Source organism: Kribbella sp. NPDC051137 (assembly GCF_040682535.1).
Taxonomy (GTDB): Bacteria; Actinomycetota; Actinomycetes; order Propionibacteriales; family Kribbellaceae; genus Kribbella; species Kribbella karoonensis.
Genome location: NZ_JBFBBI010000004.1, coordinates 861,339 through 880,507, shown reverse-complemented (window position 1 = coordinate 880,507; position 19,169 = coordinate 861,339). Strand labels below are relative to the sequence as shown.

19 protein-coding genes are annotated in these 19,169 nt (G+C 69.3%); 15 read left to right on the top strand and 4 right to left on the bottom strand.

The window, feature by feature from the left end; all coding sequences use genetic code 11:
* The first annotated feature begins 3 nt into the window (after positions 1-3).
* From AB0M51_RS25305 to AB0M51_RS25290, 4 genes are all read left to right on the top strand, one after another.
* Positions 4-1,446 carry an extracellular solute-binding protein gene (locus tag AB0M51_RS25305; protein WP_363750691.1) on the top strand — a complete coding sequence of 481 codons (1,443 nt, stop codon included), beginning with the start codon at positions 4-6 and terminating at the stop codon, positions 1,444-1,446.
* Positions 1,443-4,385, top strand: coding sequence for a DUF5722 domain-containing protein (locus tag AB0M51_RS25300; RefSeq protein WP_363750690.1), 2,943 nt, complete (start codon positions 1,443-1,445; stop codon positions 4,383-4,385). Before AB0M51_RS25305 ends, AB0M51_RS25300 begins: the two co-directional genes overlap by 4 nt.
* 140 nt (positions 4,386-4,525) lie before the next feature.
* Complete coding sequence (locus AB0M51_RS25295) at positions 4,526-5,302, top strand: LLM class flavin-dependent oxidoreductase (protein ID WP_363750688.1); 777 nt, start codon at positions 4,526-4,528, stop codon at positions 5,300-5,302.
* A gap of 71 nt (positions 5,303-5,373) precedes the next feature.
* A complete protein-coding gene (locus AB0M51_RS25290) occupies positions 5,374-5,865 on the top strand; it encodes a DUF2231 domain-containing protein (protein WP_344194774.1) in 492 nt (163 codons plus the stop codon).
* Between the two features lie 54 nt (positions 5,866-5,919).
* On the opposite strand, the gene AB0M51_RS25285 is transcribed toward AB0M51_RS25290, so the two are convergent.
* Positions 5,920-6,450 carry a DinB family protein gene (locus AB0M51_RS25285; RefSeq protein WP_363750685.1) on the bottom strand — a complete coding sequence of 177 codons (531 nt, stop codon included), beginning with the start codon at positions 6,448-6,450 and terminating at the stop codon, positions 5,920-5,922.
* An 83-nt stretch (positions 6,451-6,533) separates the two neighbouring features.
* Here AB0M51_RS25285 and AB0M51_RS25280 point away from each other — a divergent pair, with 83 nt between their 5' ends.
* Positions 6,534-7,763 (top strand): hypothetical protein, encoded by a 1,230-nt coding sequence (locus AB0M51_RS25280; protein WP_344194776.1) that lies wholly within the window; start codon positions 6,534-6,536, stop codon positions 7,761-7,763.
* On the opposite strand, the gene AB0M51_RS25275 is transcribed toward AB0M51_RS25280, so the two are convergent.
* Positions 7,750-8,673: a proline dehydrogenase family protein gene (locus tag AB0M51_RS25275; protein WP_344194778.1), complete on the bottom strand. Its 924-nt coding sequence runs from the start codon at positions 8,671-8,673 to the stop codon at positions 7,750-7,752. The two genes, AB0M51_RS25280 and AB0M51_RS25275, sit on opposite strands and share 14 nt — an antisense overlap.
* 120 nt (positions 8,674-8,793) lie before the next feature.
* Between AB0M51_RS25275 and AB0M51_RS25270 the strand changes: the two genes are divergently transcribed.
* From AB0M51_RS25270 to AB0M51_RS25250, 5 genes are all read left to right on the top strand, one after another.
* Entirely contained in the window at positions 8,794-9,954 is a 1,161-nt protein-coding gene (locus AB0M51_RS25270) for a helix-turn-helix domain-containing protein (RefSeq protein ID WP_344194780.1), read from the top strand.
* 21 nt (positions 9,955-9,975) lie between these two features.
* Positions 9,976-10,881: an ornithine cyclodeaminase family protein gene (locus AB0M51_RS25265; protein ID WP_344194782.1), complete on the top strand. Its 906-nt coding sequence runs from the start codon at positions 9,976-9,978 to the stop codon at positions 10,879-10,881.
* A gap of 86 nt (positions 10,882-10,967) precedes the next feature.
* A complete protein-coding gene (locus tag AB0M51_RS25260) occupies positions 10,968-11,597 on the top strand; it encodes a TetR family transcriptional regulator (protein ID WP_344194784.1) in 630 nt (209 codons plus the stop codon).
* On the top strand, positions 11,594-12,526 hold the full coding sequence (locus AB0M51_RS25255; RefSeq protein ID WP_344194786.1) for an ABC transporter ATP-binding protein: 933 nt from the start codon (positions 11,594-11,596) through the stop codon (positions 12,524-12,526). Before AB0M51_RS25260 ends, AB0M51_RS25255 begins: the two co-directional genes overlap by 4 nt.
* The gene (locus AB0M51_RS25250; RefSeq protein ID WP_344194788.1) at positions 12,523-14,124 is read left to right on the top strand and encodes a hypothetical protein; all 1,602 of its coding nucleotides are present in this window, start codon (positions 12,523-12,525) and stop codon (positions 14,122-14,124) included. The genes AB0M51_RS25255 and AB0M51_RS25250 overlap by 4 nt, the downstream gene beginning before the upstream one ends.
* Here AB0M51_RS25250 and AB0M51_RS25245 read toward each other — a convergent pair.
* Complete coding sequence (locus tag AB0M51_RS25245) at positions 14,096-14,722, bottom strand: TetR/AcrR family transcriptional regulator (RefSeq protein WP_344194790.1); 627 nt, start codon at positions 14,720-14,722, stop codon at positions 14,096-14,098. The genes AB0M51_RS25250 and AB0M51_RS25245 overlap by 29 nt on opposite strands.
* A gap of 36 nt (positions 14,723-14,758) precedes the next feature.
* Here AB0M51_RS25245 and AB0M51_RS25240 point away from each other — a divergent pair, with 36 nt between their 5' ends.
* The 5 genes from AB0M51_RS25240 (at position 14,759) to AB0M51_RS25220 (ending at position 18,530) form a co-directional block, all read left to right on the top strand.
* Positions 14,759-15,106: a hypothetical protein gene (locus AB0M51_RS25240; protein ID WP_344194792.1), complete on the top strand. Its 348-nt coding sequence runs from the start codon at positions 14,759-14,761 to the stop codon at positions 15,104-15,106.
* A gap of 87 nt (positions 15,107-15,193) precedes the next feature.
* A complete protein-coding gene (locus AB0M51_RS25235) occupies positions 15,194-16,957 on the top strand; it encodes a chloride channel protein (protein WP_344194794.1) in 1,764 nt (587 codons plus the stop codon).
* Positions 16,954-17,418: a nitroreductase family deazaflavin-dependent oxidoreductase gene (locus tag AB0M51_RS25230; RefSeq protein ID WP_344194796.1), complete on the top strand. Its 465-nt coding sequence runs from the start codon at positions 16,954-16,956 to the stop codon at positions 17,416-17,418. The genes AB0M51_RS25235 and AB0M51_RS25230 overlap by 4 nt, the downstream gene beginning before the upstream one ends.
* 43 nt (positions 17,419-17,461) lie before the next feature.
* Complete coding sequence (locus AB0M51_RS25225; protein WP_344194798.1) at positions 17,462-17,977, top strand: MarR family transcriptional regulator; 516 nt, start codon at positions 17,462-17,464, stop codon at positions 17,975-17,977.
* Positions 17,978-18,005: 28 nt separating this feature from the next.
* Positions 18,006-18,530 carry a GNAT family N-acetyltransferase gene (locus tag AB0M51_RS25220; RefSeq protein WP_344194800.1) on the top strand — a complete coding sequence of 175 codons (525 nt, stop codon included), beginning with the start codon at positions 18,006-18,008 and terminating at the stop codon, positions 18,528-18,530.
* Positions 18,531-18,603: 73 nt separating this feature from the next.
* Here the strand turns inward: AB0M51_RS25220 and AB0M51_RS25215 are convergent, their stop codons facing one another.
* Complete coding sequence (locus AB0M51_RS25215; protein WP_344194802.1) at positions 18,604-19,104, bottom strand: hypothetical protein; 501 nt, start codon at positions 19,102-19,104, stop codon at positions 18,604-18,606.
* Positions 19,105-19,169 lie beyond the last annotated feature (65 nt).

Genomic DNA, 19,169 nt, shown 5'->3' with positions numbered 1-19,169 from the left:
TCGATGGCGAGACCGCATCGCGCTGTCCGTGCACTGTCGTGCACCGCGTTGGCAGGGCTGCTGTTGCTGACCGCGGCCTGTAACGGCTCGGGGTCCGGATCCGGTGACCAGGTGACGATCACGATCGCCGGGCCGAACCAGTGGAACTCCGACCCGAAGAGCTTCGGCCCGGCCTGGGAGGACCTGGTCAAGCGGTTCGAGGAGAAGGAGCCGGGGATCAAGGTCGAGACGACCGTGCTGCCGATCCCGGACTTCGTGCAGACGCTGTCCACCCAGCTCACGGCCGGCACCGCGCCGGAGCTGGTCTTCAACCAGGCTCCGCACCAGCCCGACCAGGTCGTTGCCCTGGACGACTACCTGGACAAGCCGAACCCGTACGTCCCCGGCAACCAGCACTGGATCGACATCTTCAACCCGGACCAGTTCGGGCCGAAGTCCGGCAAGGTGCGCAACGCCGCGGGGCACTACGAATGGGTGCCGTTCAACCTGGTGACGATCGGCCTCTACTACAACGCCGACGCCTTCGCGAAGGCCGGCGTACAAGCACCGCTGAAGACGTACGGCGACTTCCTGGCGGCCTGCCCGAAGCTCAAGGAGGCCGGGTACGCACCCCTCGCGATGGACAACGGCTGGCTCGGCCAGGGCTGGACGTACAACGTCGTGATGGGCATGTTGATGGACAAGTACTACGCGAAGTGGAACCAGTTCGACGCCGACGGCAAGCCGGGCAAGGCGGCGCAGCTGACGGCCAAGTCGGTCGCGCACGCGATCCTGACCGGTGAGCTGGACCCGACCTCGACGCCGGAGGTGGCCGAGGGGCTACGGCTGATCAAGAAGCTGTTCGACGCCTGCGCGACACCGAACTGGTCCGGAATCGCCGGTGGTGCCTCGTTCGTCGGCGGCAACGACTTCGTCGGCGGGAAGGCCGCGATGGCGTGGGGGACGAACTTCGCCGACTCCAGCCTGGACCAGGTGACCTGGAAACACAGCACGATGCCGTTCCCGACCATCACCGCGGCGGACAGCCCGGTGTCGGACGGTACGCCGGCCCGATTCGGCGCGGAGGCCGGCGGGACGTCGTACATGATCCCGTCGACGACCAAGGGCAAGCAGCTCGATGCCGCGGTCAAGTTCCTGCAGTTCGCGAGCAGCACGCCGGGCGGTCAGGCGTGGCTGGACAAGTCGGGTGGCATTCCGGCGACGAGGGACGGCAAGGCGGCGCCCGGGTTGCAGGGGCTGATGAGCGGGGAGTGGTTCAACCATCCGCCCCGCGTGATGGGGCTCGATCTGCGACCGAAGGCGATGGCCGGCAAGCCCGTGTACGACGGCTACCTGCTCGGCACCAAGAGCGAGTCAGAGACGATGCAGAAGCTCAAGGAGGACTGGACGGCCGCGGTCAAGGAACAGGCCAAGGACGCCGGCTGGACGGAGGCGTGGGCGAAATGACGGCTATCCGACGCATGATCACCGCGGCGGTGGCGACCGCCCTCACCGCCGCGGCACTCGTCACTACGTCCGCGTCGGCCGCGCCGGCCGGCATCACCTCGGTCCGGGCCACCGATCAATCGATCCAGGTCAAAGGCACGGCCGGGCCTACTGCCGACGTGTCCATCTACGCGCTCGGGGCCGAGCAGGACGACTCCGCCTGGAACACCGGCACCCCCGCGGCGACCGTACGGTCCGACGCCTCCGGAGCCTTTACGGCAGCAGTCGCTCCAGGCTTGTACTACGACAAGTTCGTGGCCGTCGCCGATGGTGCGATCATCGGCACCGACCACCAGGTCGACGACGTCGCGATCACCCCGACGAATGAGTACCCGTACCCGACCAGCCCGACGAAGAAGGGCCTGCAGGTCCAGCTGACCGCCGACGCCGAGGAGCTCGGTGTCGGGCATGCCGCGATCAACGTCCCGTTCAACGAGATCATGCAGGTGTCCGACGCCGGGGCCGGCAAGTCGATCCCGTTCGTGTCGCAGGGCCGGACGTTCTACTTCGACGCCGCGGCCGTCGGCGGGATCGACCGGCAGATCAAGCCGTTGTCGGACAACCGCACCGTGGTCAACCTGATCCTGCTGCTCTACCGCGACGAGCGCCCGAACTCCAGTTGGCAGGTGCTCAAGCACCCGGACGCGGACCTGCGCGGCGGACCCGTCTTCGGCTTCAACACCAAGACCGCCGAAGGTATCGCGTACTACACCGCCGCGGTCGAGTTCCTCGCCCAGCGCTACACCCGCGCGGACCAGCAGTACGGCCGCGCCACCGGGTTCATCGTCGGCAACGAGATCGACGCGCCCTGGGACTGGCAGAACATGGGCCTCAAGACGATCGACGAGTTCCTGCCGTACTACGAACGCGCGCTGCGGATCACGTACCTCGCGACCCGCAAGGCGTACGGCGAGGCCCGTACCTACGTGTCGCTGACCCACGCCTGGGCGAAGTCGCTGGTGCCGGACCCGCTGCGGTACTACGCCGGCAAGGAGGTCGTGGACCGGCTCAACGCCATGACCAAGGCGCACGGCGACTACCCGTGGAACGTTGCCTACCACCCCTATCCGGACAACCTGGTCGACCCGCGCTTCTGGCGTGACGGCAACACCACGAGCGACCCGGACACCACCCCGAAGATCACCCTGCGCAACATCGAGGTGCTGCCGCAGTACCTCTCCCGCCCGGGGCTGACGTACGGCGGGCAGCAGCGGCGGATCATCCTGTCCGAGCAAGGCTGCAACACGCCGAACACGAGCGCCGAGTCGGAGCGCAACCAGGCCGCCTGCTACGCGCTGGCGTACTACAAGGTCGCGTTCCTGCCCGGGATCGACGCGTTCATCCTGCACCGGCACGTCGACCACCGGCAGGAGGGCGGGCTCCGGCTGGGCCTGTGGTGGTGGGACGACACCGTTGACGCGCCCGCGGCGCCGAAGACGCAGAAGCTCGTGTACAACGTGTTCCGCGACATCGACACCACTCGGTCGCAGGCGGCCACGAAGTTCGCGCTCGACGTCATCGGCATCAAGGACTGGTCGGAGCTGGTGCCCGGCTGGGATCCGGCGAAGCTCGCCGTACGGAGCAATCCGACGACGGTCGGAGCCAGCCGGACCGCGATGCCTCGGCAGGTCCGTACGTTGACGGACTTCACCAACGGTACTCAGGGCTGGCGCGTCTCGGACGCTTCCGACCAGGTGACCGCGGTGGACGGCGTGCTGCGTACCCACTTCACGTGGTCGGCGGGCAATGCTGCCCAACTCGCGCAGCTCTGGCGTGGTACCGACGTCGTACTGCCGCAGCCGGTCGACACCGCGGGCGCTCAGGCGCTCTCCGTCAGGATCAGGATCCCGGCGGACGCGGCGGTCGGTACCCGGTTCGTGAAGATCAAGGCGTACGGCGAGGACGGCCGCGTCGTCGAAGGCGCGACCCGCCTCGGTGACGGCGGTGACTGGCAGCGGGCGAGCATCGACCTGTCCGGATGGACCGGCCGGATCAGCCGCATCAAGGTCTGGGTGCGGGGGAGTACCCAGGCGGCGTGGAGCGGGTCCTTCGACCTGGACGACGTACAACTGGCCGGTGCGCTGGCCGAGGCGGACCGGACCGGCAATGTCTCTCTCGCGGCCGCGGCGCCGGAGGGAATTGGCGCCGGGAAACCGGTGCGGGTGAGCGTCCAGAACGACGACCTGCGGCCAGTGAGCGATCCGCTGGACGTCAAGCCGTGTGACGGCGTCACGCTCGATCCGGCGTCGTTCCCGGCGACGGGCATCGCGCCGGGGACGACGACGACCTTCGACGCGACGGTGGCGACCTCGGCGCCGGCGGATCCCTACAACCCTCGGATGTGCTTCCAGCTCGCCGGGTTCGAGTACGAGGTTGCGGTCACCGTGCCGCCGAAGCCGGTGCCGGTGGCGAAGCCGCTGTTCGACTTCGACGACGGAACGACGCAGGGCTGGCAGGCCGGGCCGGGGATGGCGTCGGTGACAGCGGCATCGTCCACGGCGAACGGTCCCGGCGTACCGCAGGCCGGCCCGTACATGCTCGACGGTGCCTCGCCGGTGGCGTCGTCCTTGCTGCCGAAGACGATGTACGCCGATCCGGCCCAACCGCTCGACCTGTCCGCGGCGAAGCGCGTCGTGGTGTGGGTCGACTCGTACGGCGGCGCTCCCAACTCGACCGGGTACGAGGTGACGTTCATATTGCGGTCAGGGTCGTCGGTGCAGACGATCACCCAGCCGTACAAGCCGGACCAGTGGAACGAGGTCAGCCTCGACGTCTCGAACTGGGCCGGCCGTTCGTCGGTCGACCATCTGGAGGTGACCATGCACGCCGTCGGCGGCGACTACCCGAACTGGGGCGCGCACTTCCAGATCGACTCGCTCGGCTGGTTCGACACACTGTGACGTCCGCCCGGCTCCGGATTTCGCGGTTCGGAGTCGGGTGTTGTCGAATCCGGGGTCGCCGGTTCGTGGAGACTGCAAGCGGACCTACAGACTCACGGAGGATCACGATGCCGGACTCGACCAGGCCATACCGTTTCGGGGTGGTTGCCCCGCTCATGACCGATCTGCGCACGTGGCGGGACCGCGTGCGCCGGATCGCCGACTTCGGCTACTCGACGTTGCTGATGCCCGACGTACCCACGTGGCAACCAGCGGTCGGCCCCACGCTGGCGACCGCGGCAGCGCTGACGGACCTGCGGGTCGGATCGTGGGTCTACGCCGCCGCGCTGCGTGAACCATGGAGCACGGCGTGGGAGGCCCATTCGCTCTCGGTGCTCACCGAGGGCCGCTTCGAGATGGGCATCGGCGCCGGCCGGCCCGGGATCGAGGTCGAGCTGGGACAGCCTGCCGTCCCGACGGCCGAGCGTCGTACCAGAATGCGGGAGACCGTGGCCGCGCTGCGGACGTTCGACGGCCCCGAGCTGCACACTCCGGTGGTGATGGCGGTGAGCGGGCCGAAGTCGCAGGCGCTGGCGCTCGAAGTCGCCGACGCGGTCACGTTCGTCCTCTCGGCCGACGACGACCGGGCCGAGACCACGAAGCGGGTCCGCGACTTCGCCGGCCGCGGGGACATCGAACTCGCCCAGCACGTCGCCGCCGTCGGGGACCGTGTCGCCCCGTTCATGGCGCCGCCCTCCCTCGACACCGCGGCGCTCCGCGCGGCCGACTCGCTCGTGATCCTTCCGGACGACCCCGCGGCAGCAGCGGAGGAAATCGAACGCCGACGCGCGGAGATCGGTCTCACCTACTTCGTGATCGGTGCCGACTTCGCCGAGACCCTCGCCCCGATGGTGGCCAAGCTCGCAGGACGGCGGTAGCGGCGTTCCAAGAATTTCCCAAGAACTGCTTGCCAGCGTGGGCGCATCAGTTCCGACACGAAGGAAGTCGCATGCAGACTGTCAACGGTCTCCCCGCCCACGTGCTACTCGTCCACGCCATCGTCGTACTCCTCCCGCTCGCGGCGGTCCTGCTCGCGCTCACCGCGCTCTGGCCCGCCGCGCGCCGACGACTCGCCGGTCCGAACCTGGTCCTGTCACTCGCCGTCGTCGTACTGGTGCCGATCACCACCAGCGCCGGCGAGTGGCTCGAACACAAACTCACCCCGAACCCGCTGATCCACAAACACACCGAGCTCGGTGACACCGCCATCTACGCGGCGATCGGCGTCGCTGTCCTGGCGCTGCTCGTGTGGTGGCGGCAGCGGGAGAGCACCGGGCGGAGCCCGCTCAAGCGCACACTCCTCGCACCGACGTCCGGCGGTGTCGCCGCCGCGTTGACCGTGGTTGCGGTCCTGGTCGCGGGTACGGCGGTGTACGACGTCGTCCGCATCGGCGACTCCGGCGCCAAGGCCAGCTGGAGCGACTGGGCCTCCCAGCCGTAAGCGTCATCCGGAGCCTGCGGGCAAGACAGCCCTGTCATGCCCGCAGGCGGCCGGTCATCGAGCCGGTGGCAGGTCGGTGAGCGTGAGCTGGCGACGGTGAAAGTCGTAGTGCTCGGTGGGGAAGTGGTAGACATCGGCCAGCGTCATGTAGTCGTCGAAGAACGGATCCCACTTGTCGGGGTAATGCATGCCCCGGGCAAGATCGGCGTCCGACTCGGCATCCAGGCGCTGATGGAGTCGCGCGGCGGTGCGGTCGAACATGGCGACCATGCGCCGTGGGCTGACGGTGTGACCGGCCGCCCACGATCCGAGGAAGTTCATCGTGTCGAACGGGCGGGTCCCGGCGTTGAGGATCCGTGCGTACCCGCGGCCGACCGCCGGGGGCAGCCGCCCGAACAGTCTCACCAGGCGCAGCAGCGCCCGCATGATCAGATAGCCGAGCAGCATGTGGAAGAGCAGCTGCCGGTTGTTCCAGCGGGTGCCGTCGGACGCCCGGCGCAGGTCCGCCGGATCAGCCCTCTCGACGAGCTCCCGGAAGTCGGCGCGAACCCGCTCGAGCTCTTCGTGCACCGCGGCTCTGTCCACGATTCATGATCGTCCAGAACCTGGTGCCGGCCAAGTGATGGCGCTTCTCGACGGGTGTCAGGGCTTGGTGTTGTGATGGTTGTGTGGATGAGGACGAGGAACTCGTCGAGCTCGGTGGTCCACGATTTCCGCGCTGGGTGAGGCTCGGTGGGCTGCTCGTGGTCGCTGTCGCCGTGCTCGCGCTCATCGTCGTGAGAGCGTGGCCCGGGCAGGGGGCCACGCCACTCGTCACGGTCAGCCCGTCACCACCGGCGCAGGTGGTCGGCGCCTGGCCCACGGCGCCGGGGTCTTGTGGAGCGCGGCACGAGTTGGCGATCGTGTCGAGCACTCCGCGGAAGGAGAAGACCGGGCTGACGATGCTGATGGGCGGGGACCGGCTCCGTGCGGTGGACTTCGACGACAACTCGGTCACCGTGATCGACGGACTGCGGCCGGGGGAGTTCGGCGACGTGCGGACCGGGTCGACCGGGCCCTTGGTGACGACGAGCACCTGCCGGCCCGGAGGCTCGAGGATTCTGCACGTCGGGTCCGGTCGGAAGGCGGGTGTTGCCGGCTCGCTCGGTTCCTTGGAGGTGTTGCTGACCGGCGGTGATGGTGCCTGGGTGGTGTTGTCGCCGCCGGATCCGGATCAAGGAGCCGGTTTCGTCAGACGGCTGGACGCCGATCATTGGACCCGGCTGCCCGTCGGCTTCTCGCCGTACGCGGCGAGCGACGACCAGATGGTCGGCTTTCTGGAGCCGAGCCAGTCCGGGCCGTCGAGCCGGCTGGTGCTGGTGAGCGCGACCACCGGGCGGCAACTCGCCGATCTCGGTCAGGACGCGCAGCCGGTCGCAACCGGTGCCGGTGAGGTCCTCTGGACGACTGGCTGCAACCCGAGCAGCGCGAGTCCGTGCGACCTGCACCGTCGCCGGCTGGCGACGGGCTCCACCGCCACGTACCGCTTGCCCCACCCGGCGTGCTGCGGCGGCCCGGGCGTTGTCAGTCCCGATGGGCGGGAGGTCGCGTTCCTGCTCGAACGGGCCGCGGTCGATTCACGGTACGAAGGCCATCCGATGCGACCGAGCAACCTTGCGGTCCTGCAGTTGGCCAGTGGCCGGTTGGAGATCGTGCCGGGGATCGAACTGCCCCCGAAGAGTTCGCCCGGGTTGGCGTTCTCGGCCGACGGGCGGTGGCTGGCGATCGCCCTCGACGCAGGTCCGCGGATCCGGCTGCTGGCGTGGCGATCCGGCGTACAGCATCCCTACGAGGCGAAGCCGATTCGCGGTCAGGTGCTCTGGGCGGCGACGGTCGCCACGGTGGCTAACGGGTGGTGAGGGCGCGCAGCAGGAAGGCCACGTTGGCGGGGCGTTCGGCGAGGCGGCGCATGAAGTAGCCGTACCAGTCGTCGCCGTACGGGACGTAGATGCGCATCCGGTTGCCTTGGGCACGCAGTTGCTCCTGGACGCCGGTGCGGATGCCGTAGAGCATCTGGAACTCGAAGTCCTCGGGGCTCTTGCCGCGCTGTACGGCGAGTCGCTGGGCGATCGCGATCATCCGGGGGTCGTGGGTCGCGACCATCGGGTGGCCGAGTCCGGACATCAGGATGTCGAGGCAGCGCACGTAGGCGCGGTCGACGTCGGCCTTCGCCGGGTACGCGACCGACTTCGGTTCGGCGTACGCGCCCTTGACCAGGCGGACCCTGGAGCCAGTGGTGGCGAGGTCGCGGCAGTCGGCCTCGGTGCGGTACAGCATCGCCTGCACCGCGACGCCGACCCACGGATGTTCCTTGCGCAGTCCGGCCAGGATGCCGAGGGTCGAGTCGACCGTGGTGTGGTCCTCCATGTCGAGGGTGACCGTCATGCCGGCACCGGCGGCCGCGGCGCAGATCGCGGCGGCGTTGTCGGCGGCCAGCGACGCGCCGCCGGGCAGCGCCTGGCCCATCGCGGACAACTTGAGCGACGCTTCGGCGCCGGTGGACAGACCCTGGTCCGCGAGCACCTTGATCAGCGTCAGGTACGCGTCCCTGGTGGCCTCGGCCTGGCCTCGGTCGAAGGTGTCCTCGCCGAGATGGTCGAGTGTCACGTCGAAGCCGCCGGAGGTGAGCCGGCGGGTGATGCCGACGGCTGCGGTCACGTCGTCGCCGGCGATGAAACGGGTGACGACCCGGCGGGTGAGGGGGGACTTGGTGACCACGGTCCGGACGCGACGGTTACGGGATGCGGCGAGCAGCGCAGTACCGAGCACGGCGGTCTCCTTCGACGGCGGGTAGGTGAGTGCACCTTAAGGAGTCGGGTGGCGGATCGACTTCATTCACTTGTCAGAGGCTGACGGGACGATCTTCAGACAAATGGATAAACTGAGAGGGTGGATCTGGACGAGCTGGTCGGTGCGCTGTCGGACGTGTTCGGCACGCCGGCCGTGCTCGAGGACCGGGACTTCAACCTGGTCGCGTTCAACACCCAGCCCGACGAGATCGACGCGGTCCGGGCCGGTTCGATCCTGCGGCGCCGGTCGACTGCCGAGGTGCGGAGCTGGTTCGAGCAGTTCGGCATCGCGAGCGCCACCGGCCCGGTCCGGACACCGGCCGAGCAGGCGCTCGGGATCCTCCCGCGGCTGTGCCTGCCGGTGCGGTGGAACGGTGTCACGTACGGGTACTTCTGGCTGCTCGACCCGAGCAGCGGGCTCGGTACGCCGGATCAGCTGGAGGCGGCCGCGGCGATCGCGCGGGACGCCGGTGCGCTACTGGCACAGCAGGCCCGCGGCAGCCGCGACACGTCCCTGCTGCTGACGAATCTGCTGGCCCCCGACAACGCGGCATCGACGCGCGCGGTCGAGGAGCTCGACAGCCGAGGGCTCGTCGGGCGTTCGGCGTACGTCGTCGTCGTGCACGCCGAGCAGCCGCCCGAGCAACCGCGGGACCTGGTCCCGCTCAACCTCTGGTCGCTGCCGCGGCACGTGCTCGCCACGTCGGGCGACGGGTTCACCACGTTGCTGGTCGACCTCGCGGACGACCGGTTGTCCAGGATCGATCACGCGATCGAGCGACTTCGCCAGCTGCACGCCCAGCGTCTCGGCGACCAGGCCGCGGCCCGCCTGCTCGTCGGTGTCGGCGATCCCCAGCGCGGGGTGGTCCACGCCCGGACCAGCCACGAACAGGCCCGCCGTACGACACAGATCCTCGCCGCCGAGCCCCGCCTCGGAGTCGTCGCGCACTGGTCGCGGCTCGGCGTCCGCCGGCTGATCTCGTGCGGACCTCGTGCGGCCCTGGTGGACGCCGTCATCGACCCACGCGCCCAGCGGCTGCTCGAGGCCGGCGGCGACCTCGTCCGGACGGCCCAGGTCTTCCTCGACCGGGCCGGCAACATCCAGGACCTCGCGAACGAACTCGCCATCCACCGGCAAACCGCGTACTACCGCCTCCGCCGCATCGAGTCCGTCACCGGCTTCGACCTACGTAACGGCGAGGACCGCCTGACTCTGCACCTCGCCTTGACGCTGGCCCCACTGCTTCCGGCCCAACCTTAGATCCCGTCAGCTAGGAGAATCGTGCTCAGATTCATCGACAAGGCCACCCTCGAGAGCACCCTCGGCTGGGTCGCCGCGATCGACGCGCTCGAGGAGGCGTTGGTCTCGGGGGCCGCGCCCGGGAACACGCCGCCGCGGACGTTCGCCGAGGTATCGGCGGGCCAGTTGATCCTGATGCCCGGCGAGGTCGGTGCGCAGGTCGGTGTGAAGGTCGTGTCGGTGAACCCCGGCCACGTGCCGCGGATCCAGGGCCTGCACATCGCGTTCGACGGTACGACGCTGCGCCCGACGGCGGTGATCGACGCCGAGTCGCTGACGCTGCGGCGTACCGCGAGCCTCTCGGCGCTCGCCGTACGCCGGCTGGCCACGGCATCCTCCGGGTCACTGCTGGTCTTCGGGACAGGCCCGCAGGCGTTGAGTCATGCGCTGGCGATCAACGCCGTCCGCCCGCTCGGCGAGGTGGTCGTCGTCGGCCGCCGGGCCGAGGCGACCGCCGCACTCGTCGACGACCTGGAGGCTCTCGGTCTGCCGGCCCGGTCCGGGACTCCCGCGGATGTCGCGGCCGTCGACCTGGTGGCCTGTTGTACGACGGCGACGGAGCCGCTGTTCGACTCCGGCCTGCTCCGGCCGGAGGCCACGGTGGTCGCGGTCGGGTCGCACGAGCCGAACGTCCGCGAGGTCGACACGAACCTCGTCCGCCGGGCCACCGTCGTGGTCGAGTCCCGTGCCTCCGCACTCGGCCAGGCCGGCGACATCGTCCTGGCCATCGAGGACGGCGTACCAGAATCCGACGCGATCACGGGCGACCTCGCCGAACTCGCCCGCGGCGAACTCGAGCCCGCCCCGGGCACACCACGCTTCTTCAAGAGCGTCGGCGAAGCCTGGTGCGACGTCGTCGTCGCCTCCGCCGCGATCCAGGGCGGATAGGCGCCGGACCGGTCGGTTGCAGTAGCCAATGATTGCAGAGGACAACTCATTGACTGCCGGCTGTTCACGTGTTTAGTCTGCTGAACATGAGTTCAGCCGACGATCTCACCGCTAAGGCGGCGATCCGCAACGCTGCGCTCGGGCTGTTCGCCGAGCACGGGCATGACGCCGTCACCGTGCGGGAGATCGCGTCGGCGGCCGGTGTTTCGCCGGCGCTGGTCGTGCATCATTTCGGCAGCAAGGACGGGTTGCGGTCCGTGGTGGACGAGTATGCCGGGCGGGCCTTCGACTCGCTGTTCGCGATGGACGAGCACGACCTCGTCGACGCGATGAGCGGGGACAACTGGACCTCGGTTGCGGAGATGTTCGCGCGCGCGTTCCCGCCGGGTTCGCCGTTGCCGGCGTACCTGCGGCGGCTGCTGCTGACCAACGACCCGGCGGGCGCGGCGTTGTTCGGACGCTGGTTCGCGCAGACACGGCAGTTGCTGGACACCATGGCCGAACTCGGTGCCACGCGGCCGGGTGAGGACCCGGCGGTTCGAGCGGCCTTCCTGCTGGCGAACGATCTGGCGGTGCTGCTGCTGCGGAACCACGTCGCCGCCGCGATCGGGGTCGACCCGCTCACGCCGGAGGGGATGTCCCGCTGGGCCCGGGAGGCCGCCGCCGTTTACCAGGAGGGCGTGTTCCTGGCCGTACCCGAGAAGGAGGAGCCGTGACCGATGTCATCAAGGTCCGCGAACTGACCAAGACCTTCGGGAAGGTGCGTGCTCTCGACGGCCTGGACCTGGCCGTCCGGCCGGGGGAGGTGCATGGCTTCCTCGGCCCGAACGGGGCGGGCAAGTCGACGACGATCCGGATCCTGCTCGGCCTGATCCGGGCAACCAGCGGCAGGGTCGAACTGTTCGGCGCTGATCCTTGGCGCGGAGCTGCCGGCCTTCATCAGCGCCTTGCGTACGTCGCCGGAGACGTCGCGCTGTGGCCGGGACTGACCGGGGGCCAGTGCCTGGACGTGATCGGGACGACGTACGGCGGCGTCGACCTGAAGCGCCGCGAACAGTTGATCGAGCGCTTCGAGCTCGATCCGACCAAGCGGATCCGCGACTACTCCAAAGGCAACCGGCAGAAGGTCGCCCTGGTGGCCGCGCTGTCGGCGCAGGCTGAACTGCTCGTCCTCGACGAACCGACGTCCGGGCTGGATCCGCTGATGGAGCAGGCCTTCCAGCAGTGCGTGCGTGAGCGGAGAGCGGCCGGCGTGACCGTTCTGCTGTCCAGCCACATCCTCGGTGAAGTCGAGGCGCTGGCCGACCGGGTCAGCATCGTCCGTCGTGGGCGTACGGTCACCACCGGCAGTCTCGCGGACCTGCGCCGTCACACCCGTACGGCGGTCCACGCGGTCACCGGCGCTCAACCCGAGGGGCTGGCCCACGCGACCGGGGTGGCCGACTGCGTATCGGAGCGGGTGGACCAACAGACCGACACACGGTTCACGATCGACGCCGATCACCTGGACGCGGCGATCGGCCTGCTGCACACCGCGCGCATCCACACGTTGACCGTCACGCCGCCGAGCCTGGACGCGCTGTTCCTGCGGAACTACGCGGACACTGCGGACGCCGGCGAGAAGCTCGCCGGGGCCGCGCAATGAACGGCACGGGCCGGAAGGCACGTCGCGGCGGCCTGGGCGTGATGATCGCGATCGTCTGGCGCACGCGCCGGCGAAGCATCCTCGTGTGGGTGATCTCCTTGGCGGCCGGCATGGTCGCGACAGCCGCGGCGGTCGCAGGCATGTACGACTCCCCGGCCAAGATCCACACCTACGCCGCGGCGGTGACCTCGGGCAGTGCACTGGCGGCGATCAACGGGCACGTCGAGGGTATCGACAGCCTGGGCGGCGTCATTCAGGACGAGTTCGGGTTCCTGGCGTCGTTGCTGCTGCCGCTGCTGGGAATCGGGCTGGTCGTCGGCTCGACACGGCGTGAGGAGGAGTCCGGCCGGTCGGAGACCGCACTCGGTGGCCGGATCGCGCGCTACCAGCCGACGCTCGCAGCGCTTGCGGTCGCGACCGGCGCGATCCTGGCGACGACGGTGCTGTTCGCGGGCGGGCTGGTTGCCGCTGGAGTGCAGGAGTCCGGCGCGATCCTGTATGCCGCGGCGCTCGGCGGGCTGGCCTTCGTTTTCGCAGGCTTCGCCGCACTGATGGCGCAGCTCGTACTGCATTCGCGTGGGGTCTATCTCTGGAGCTTGATCGTGCTGGCCGTCGCGTATGTGCTCCGGGGTATCGGTGACGTGACGAAGAGCCGGCTGACCTGGTTGTCTCCGCTGGGGTGGGCGGAGAAGACGGCGCCGTTCGGGGTCCAGCGGTGGTGGGCGCTCGCGATTCCTCTCGTTGTGGGTGTCGTGCTCGGTGGTGTGGCGGTGTGGCTGGCAGCCGGACGCGACCTCGGTAGCGCCCTGCTGCGCGGAGGTGTCGGGCCTGCACGAGCGACCTGGTCGCGCCGGCCGCTCGGTCTCGCGATCTGGATCCATCGCCCGGCGGCGCTGGGCTGGCTGGCCGGCGGTGTCCTGCTGGCAGCGATGATGGGCTCCCTGGCCAATCAGTTGCTCGAAGCAATGGCCGGGAATCCGGCATTGGCGGAGTCCATGGGTATCCAAGACGGCCGCCCGCTCGACGGTGTAGTCGCGGTGACCCAGCTGTACCTTGCCGTCCTCGCCGGCGGGTACGTGATCCAGGCGATCGGCACGCTCCGTGCCGAGGAGGCTGACGGGCGTCTGGAGACGCGTCTCGCCGGCACGCTGTCCAGGATCCGCTGGCTGACGGTCCACACCGCCGTCGTTGCGGCCGGACTCGTTCTCATCGTCGTCGTCTCGTCCTGCGTGCTCGCGATCACGACTGCCTGGTCTGTTGGCGACGCCCACGATGTCGGCGCCATCATCACGGCCGGCCTCGACTACCTGCCGGCCGAACTCGTCCTCGCGGGTCTCGCACTGTTCCTGTTCGGATCCTGGCCCCGGCGCTTCGGGCTCGCCTGGGCGGCGTACGCCGTCGTCACCTTCATCGCGTTCCTGGGCCCGGGACTGAAGCTCTCCCAGTGGGTGCTCGACATCGCACCGACAACCCACGTCGGAAACCCGCCGCTCGGCACGATCGGCGCCGGCAGCATGTCCGCCCTGGCCGTCGTCGCCGCGGCACTCCTGTTCCTCGGCTTCATCGCCTTCAACCGCCGGGACGTGCCACAGGCGTAGGGGGTGTCCGGTCCGGACGCAGCGCGTCGCGGAGCAGGGCGCGAGCTGAACGGCGCATCACGGCGGCGGCCCCGGAGCGGGACAAGCCGGCAACATCGGTGAGCCAGACGAGGGCTTCGATACCGGTGGCGGACCTGATGGCAACTGCGAGCTGATGCGGGTCGAGATCCGGATGGGTGTCTCGCAAGGGCCTGAGTGCGTCTTCGATCCAGCCGATCGCCCGGCCTGCGCGCAGGACAGGTTGCTCGGCATCCGGTTCGAGTGAGAGCCGGAGCTGGGTGCGGAGTTGCGGTTCCCAATCCAGCGTGATCCGGGTGAACTCGCGCATCACCGCCTCGAGCCGCTGCTCAGGATCGTCCGGTGCGCCGTCGTCCAGCAGGCTCTTCGCCTCGATCTCGGGATGAGCGGCCAGGAGGAGCGCGCGCTGGTTCGGGAAGTACCGGTAGGCGGTCGTCCTGGAGATTCCGGCCTCGTTCGCGGCGTCGGCGACGCTCGGCGAGGCGCCCCGGGCGAGCAGAGCGCGCGCGGCGGCGGTCAGTGCCTGCCGGGTCCGGAGTTTCTGGCTGCTGCGACCTGTGGCTTCATATGGGACTTGCATGCCATTATGGTACTCAAATACCACGAAGGGGGCGCCATGAGCGATGATCCGGTGGTCGCGAACCCGGAGTTCTACTCGGTGGTCTTCGAGAACGACCGCGTACGCGTGCTCGAGTACCTCGACGGTCCGGGCGACAGGACGGCTCAGCACTCGCATCCGGACAGCGTGATGATCACGCTCAGTTCGTTCGTCCGGCGGATCTCCGCCGACGGGCGGGAGGTGCGGGTGGAGCTGCCGGCCGGCCAGGTGCGCTGGCTCGATGCACAGCGGCATGCGGGGGAGAACATCGGCGGCACCGAGACGCATTCGTTCTTCGTCGAGCTCAAGGAACCGCGTCCGGCCGCCGACGGGGAGCCTTCGGCCGTTCTGGGTCCACGGACCTGACGGCCGGGGCCGCGGTTCGATCGCACCGCCCGGCCAGGTAGCGAGACAGTTGGAGTTGGCGAGGCCAACTGTTGCATAATGCAATTCATGTCCGCCGATATGTTGCCCGTTGCCCGTGGTGCGTCGTACCGGACCGGCCTGCGCCGGCTGCTGCGGGGCGCGAGCGCCGGGCTGCTGGTGCTCGCGCTGGTGGTGGGTGCGGGATCCGCGGGCTTCGCGGTCCTGTTCCGTTGGTTGATCACGATCTTCACGACGCTGGCGACCGGGCACACCGATTACGCGGCGTCACCGGGTGCCGCGCATCCGGGGTTGCTCGGGTTGGGGCGTTGGTTCCTGCTCGGTGTACCGGTGCTGGCCGGGCTTCTGTACGGGCCGTTGGTGCACTTCTTCGCCCGGGAGGCGCGCGGCCACGGCGTACCGGAGGTCATGTACGCGGTCAGCCGGAACGGCGCCCGGATCCCGCCCCAGGTGGCGGCGGTGAAGGCGCTGGCGTCGGCGTTGTGCATCGGCGGCGGGGGATCGGTGGGCCGGGAAGGACCGATCGTGCAGATCGGTTCGGCGCTCGGGTCGACGATCGGCCGGCTGGTGCGGGTGCCGGAGCCACGGTTGCGGGTGCTGGTCGCCTGCGGTGCGGCGGGCGGGATCGCGGCGACCTTCAACGCGCCGCTGGCGGGCGTCTTCTTCGCGATGGAGCTGATCCTGGCCGACTTCACCGCGCAGTCGTTCGGGATGGTGGTCATCGCCGCGGTCACCTCGGCTGCGATCGGCCGGGCGGTGCTGGGTGACGTGCCGTTCCTCGTGCTGCCGCAGTTCTCCGTGGATCACGTCGGCCAGTACGCGCTGTTCGCCGTACTCGGGATGCTCGCGGGCGTTGTCGGCGTTATCTTCACCCGGGTGCTCTATCAGATCGAGGACGTCTGCGATGCGCTGTGGCGCGGTCCGGAGTGGCTGCGGCCGGCGGTCGGCGGTGTGCTGCTGGGGCTGTTGCTGATCGCACTGCCCGAGATGTACGGCGTGGGCTACCCGGTGCTCGGGCACGCAATCGTGGGCGTGTACGGCGTGGCGTTCCTGCTGCTGCTGGCGGTCGGGAAGATGGTCGCCACCAGCTTGACGATCGGGATCGGCGGGTCCGGCGGTGTGTTCGCGCCGAGCCTGTTCGTCGGCGCCATGGTCGGATCGGCGTTCGGGGCGATCGCGCACCAGGTGCTGCCGGGCGCGGCCGGGGCAGCCGGCGCGTACGGGCTGATCGGGATGGGTGCGGTCTTCGCGGGTGCGGCGCGGGCCCCGATCACCGCGGTGGTGATCATGTTCGAGCTGACCGGCGAGTACTCGATCATCCTGCCGCTGATGACCGCGATCGTGCTGGCGACCGGCGTCAGCCATCTGCTGTCGGGCGACACGATCTACACCCTCAAGCTGCGCCGCCGGGGTGTCGACCTCGGTCGCCCGGAGACCATCGCCACGGCCGCGCGGATCTCGGTCGCCGACGTGATGACCGACGTACCCGACGCTGTCCGCGGCGACAGTCCGCTGCGAGACGTCGCGGCAGTGCTGGCGCGTTCCGCGTCCGGTGTGCTTCCCGTTGTCGACGACGGTGGTGAGTACGTCGGCGTCGTGACGGCGCGTGTGGTCGCCGAAGCGCTGGCCGACGGGCGCCACGACACCGCGCCTGCGTCGCTTGTGCTCGAGCTGCCGGTCGTGGTCACCCCGGACGATCACCTCGACCAGGCGATCGAGGCGCTCGACGGTAGCGGATGTGCTGCTGTTCCGGTGCTCAAGGACCGCCGGATCGCCGGGTGGATCAGCTATCGGACCGCCCTGCCGGCGATCCGGACCGGAGTGATCACATGACACGACGGATTCCCCGCGCACTCACGCGGTCGCCGATCCCGGTGTTCCGGGCCGGGTTCGGTTTCCTGTTCGGGCGGCGGCTCATGATGCTGGAGCACGTCGGACGGAGCAGCGGCTTGCGGCGGTACGTCGTACTCGAAGTGCTGGAACGCGATGCGCACGTGCTGGTGATCGTGTCCGGGTACGGCCGCGGCTCGCAGTGGTACCGCAACGTCCTGGCGCATCCGGAGGTGCGGGTGTGGACGGGCCGGCTGCGCGGCGGCCGGGCGACCGCCGAGCCGGTGCCGGCCGATCAGGTCCCGGCGCGGCTCGAGCACTATCGCGACCGTCATCGCCGCGCAGCCAGGGCGCTGGGCCGGACGCTGAACCTTCCGGACCTCACCGGGGACGGACCGGTGCGGGCCGACGTCGGTGAGCGACTTCCGTTGGTGCGGATCGAGCTCGACCGGTCGATCGATTAGCCTGTGCAAGGATCAGCCGGATCAAGGGTGTGGAGGTGGAGCCGTGACCGGTGCAGGCGGCCGGGCCGCCCGGGGCAGCATCGCGTCGACCGAGGAGACGGTCGACGAGGTGGTGGCCGCTGTGCTGACGGCGTCCCGGGTGCTCGTCGGTGTGTCGGCCAGGTCGCTGGCCCAGGTCGAAGAGTCCGTGACGCTCACGCAGTTCCGTACTCTCGTCGTCCTGGACGGTCACGGACCGAGCCGGCTCAACCTGCTCGCGGAACGGCTCGACGTGACCGCGTCGACCGCGCTGCGCATGGTCGACCGGCTGATCGCGGCCGGTCTGGTCGACCGACGGGAGAACGCACAGGACCGCCGCGAGGTCGTCATCGACCTGACTGCCGAGGGCCGGAAGCTGGTCCGCAAGGTCACCAGGAAACGCCAGGCGGAAATCGAGCGGATCGTCCTGGCGATGCCTGTCGGAAGACGGCGCGAACTGGTCCGGGCGCTGGTTGCGTTCGCAGACGCCGCGGACGAGCCGGCCGCCGTACCAGAAGCCGCGAGCCGCCTCGGCTGGTGAGCCGGCCAACGCGCCCTAGGGTACATACATGCAGGCCTCGTCGATGTTCCTCCGCCCGATCGATAGGTCGGACCTGCCGACCTGCGTGTCCTGGGGCCGTGATCGGACCTTTTGCGAGCATGCCGGCTGGACCGTAGACCTGCCGGAACCCGCCCACGAGGCACACTGGCGCGCACTCGTCGAACGGCCGAAACCGGACTTGATACGCCTGGCGGCAGTCGCCGGAGACGACGTGGTCGGCTATGTGGACCTGGCCGGTGAAGGGCCGGATCGGCGCGAACTGGGCTACGCCATCGGTCCTTCCAGCCGTTGGGGACAAGGCCTCGGACGAACCGCTGCGGGGCTCGGTCTCCAATACGGATTCCGTGAGGTGGGGCTTCGCGAGGTCTGCGCAGAAGCCCTCGATGCAAATCAGGCGTCGGTTCGCATCCTGATCGGTCTCGGCATGACCGAGACCGGCAGAGGGCATGACGAGCCGTTCCTGGGGGCGCCGAGCTACTACAGACAATTCACGATCGACGCGGCGAACTGGAAACGCCAAGCGGCCCGCTGAAGATGTCGAGTACGCCGTGAAGTCCAGCAGGCCGAGGTGGTGGGTGCCTCGGCCTGCTGGATTCCTGGGTGGGCTAGTCCTGAGGCGGCTGGCAGGTGCCCGACTCCTTGTCGAAGGAGACTGTGACGTCACCGTTGGCGTTGACGGTGAAGTGCGTCACGATCGACACGTCGTCGACCGTGCCGCCGGAGGCTGCGCGGATCTGGAAGTGCTCGGTGTCTGTCATCTCACCGCCGCCCGCGCCGAAGTTGCCGCCGAACCAGGACGCGCCGGCGAGGTAATAGGTCTTCGCGTCGCCGCTGAAGGCGAGTGTCACCTGTCGCGGTGCGACCGTGCCGGTGACGTGGAAGCCGCCGTTCGCGTCGGTCGACTCGTGGTTCAGGAACAACGCGTCGCCGCTCGTGACTGTGTAGTACGAGCCATCGGTGCAGCTGAAGACCGCGCCGGTGACGTCGACGCGTGCCGTCTGGCCCGGGCTCGCTGAGGCTGTCAGGCTGCCGGCGGCGAGCATCGCACCGGTAGCGAGGAAAGCCGCCGCCAAGCTGCGCGGACGGTGCTGTGGTCTGCTGGACATCGAATCCTCCCCTGGATATGAACGCGAGCGCAGGCTGGTCGGCCGTTGAACCCGACGCCTGCGCC

Bases quoted from the DNA above. Each gene is read 5' to 3' on its own strand.
- AB0M51_RS25300 (WP_363750690.1), top strand. From the start codon at position 1,443: ATGACGGCTATCCGACGCATGATCACCGCGGCGGTGGCGACCGCCCTC.
- AB0M51_RS25220 (WP_344194800.1), top strand. From the start codon at position 18,006: ATGCAGGCCTCGTCGATGTTCCTCCGCCCGATCGATAGGTCGGACCTG.
- AB0M51_RS25215 (WP_344194802.1), bottom strand. From the start codon at position 19,104: ATGTCCAGCAGACCACAGCACCGTCCGCGCAGCTTGGCGGCGGCTTTC.
- AB0M51_RS25250 (WP_344194788.1), top strand. From the start codon at position 12,523: ATGAACGGCACGGGCCGGAAGGCACGTCGCGGCGGCCTGGGCGTGATG.
- AB0M51_RS25260 (WP_344194784.1), top strand. From the start codon at position 10,968: ATGAGTTCAGCCGACGATCTCACCGCTAAGGCGGCGATCCGCAACGCT.
- AB0M51_RS25240 (WP_344194792.1), top strand. From the start codon at position 14,759: ATGAGCGATGATCCGGTGGTCGCGAACCCGGAGTTCTACTCGGTGGTC.
- AB0M51_RS25305 (WP_363750691.1), top strand. From the start codon at position 4: ATGGCGAGACCGCATCGCGCTGTCCGTGCACTGTCGTGCACCGCGTTG.
- AB0M51_RS25290 (WP_344194774.1), top strand. From the start codon at position 5,374: ATGCAGACTGTCAACGGTCTCCCCGCCCACGTGCTACTCGTCCACGCC.
- AB0M51_RS25235 (WP_344194794.1), top strand. From the start codon at position 15,194: ATGTCCGCCGATATGTTGCCCGTTGCCCGTGGTGCGTCGTACCGGACC.
- AB0M51_RS25230 (WP_344194796.1), top strand. From the start codon at position 16,954: ATGACACGACGGATTCCCCGCGCACTCACGCGGTCGCCGATCCCGGTG.
- AB0M51_RS25245 (WP_344194790.1), bottom strand. From the start codon at position 14,722: ATGCAAGTCCCATATGAAGCCACAGGTCGCAGCAGCCAGAAACTCCGG.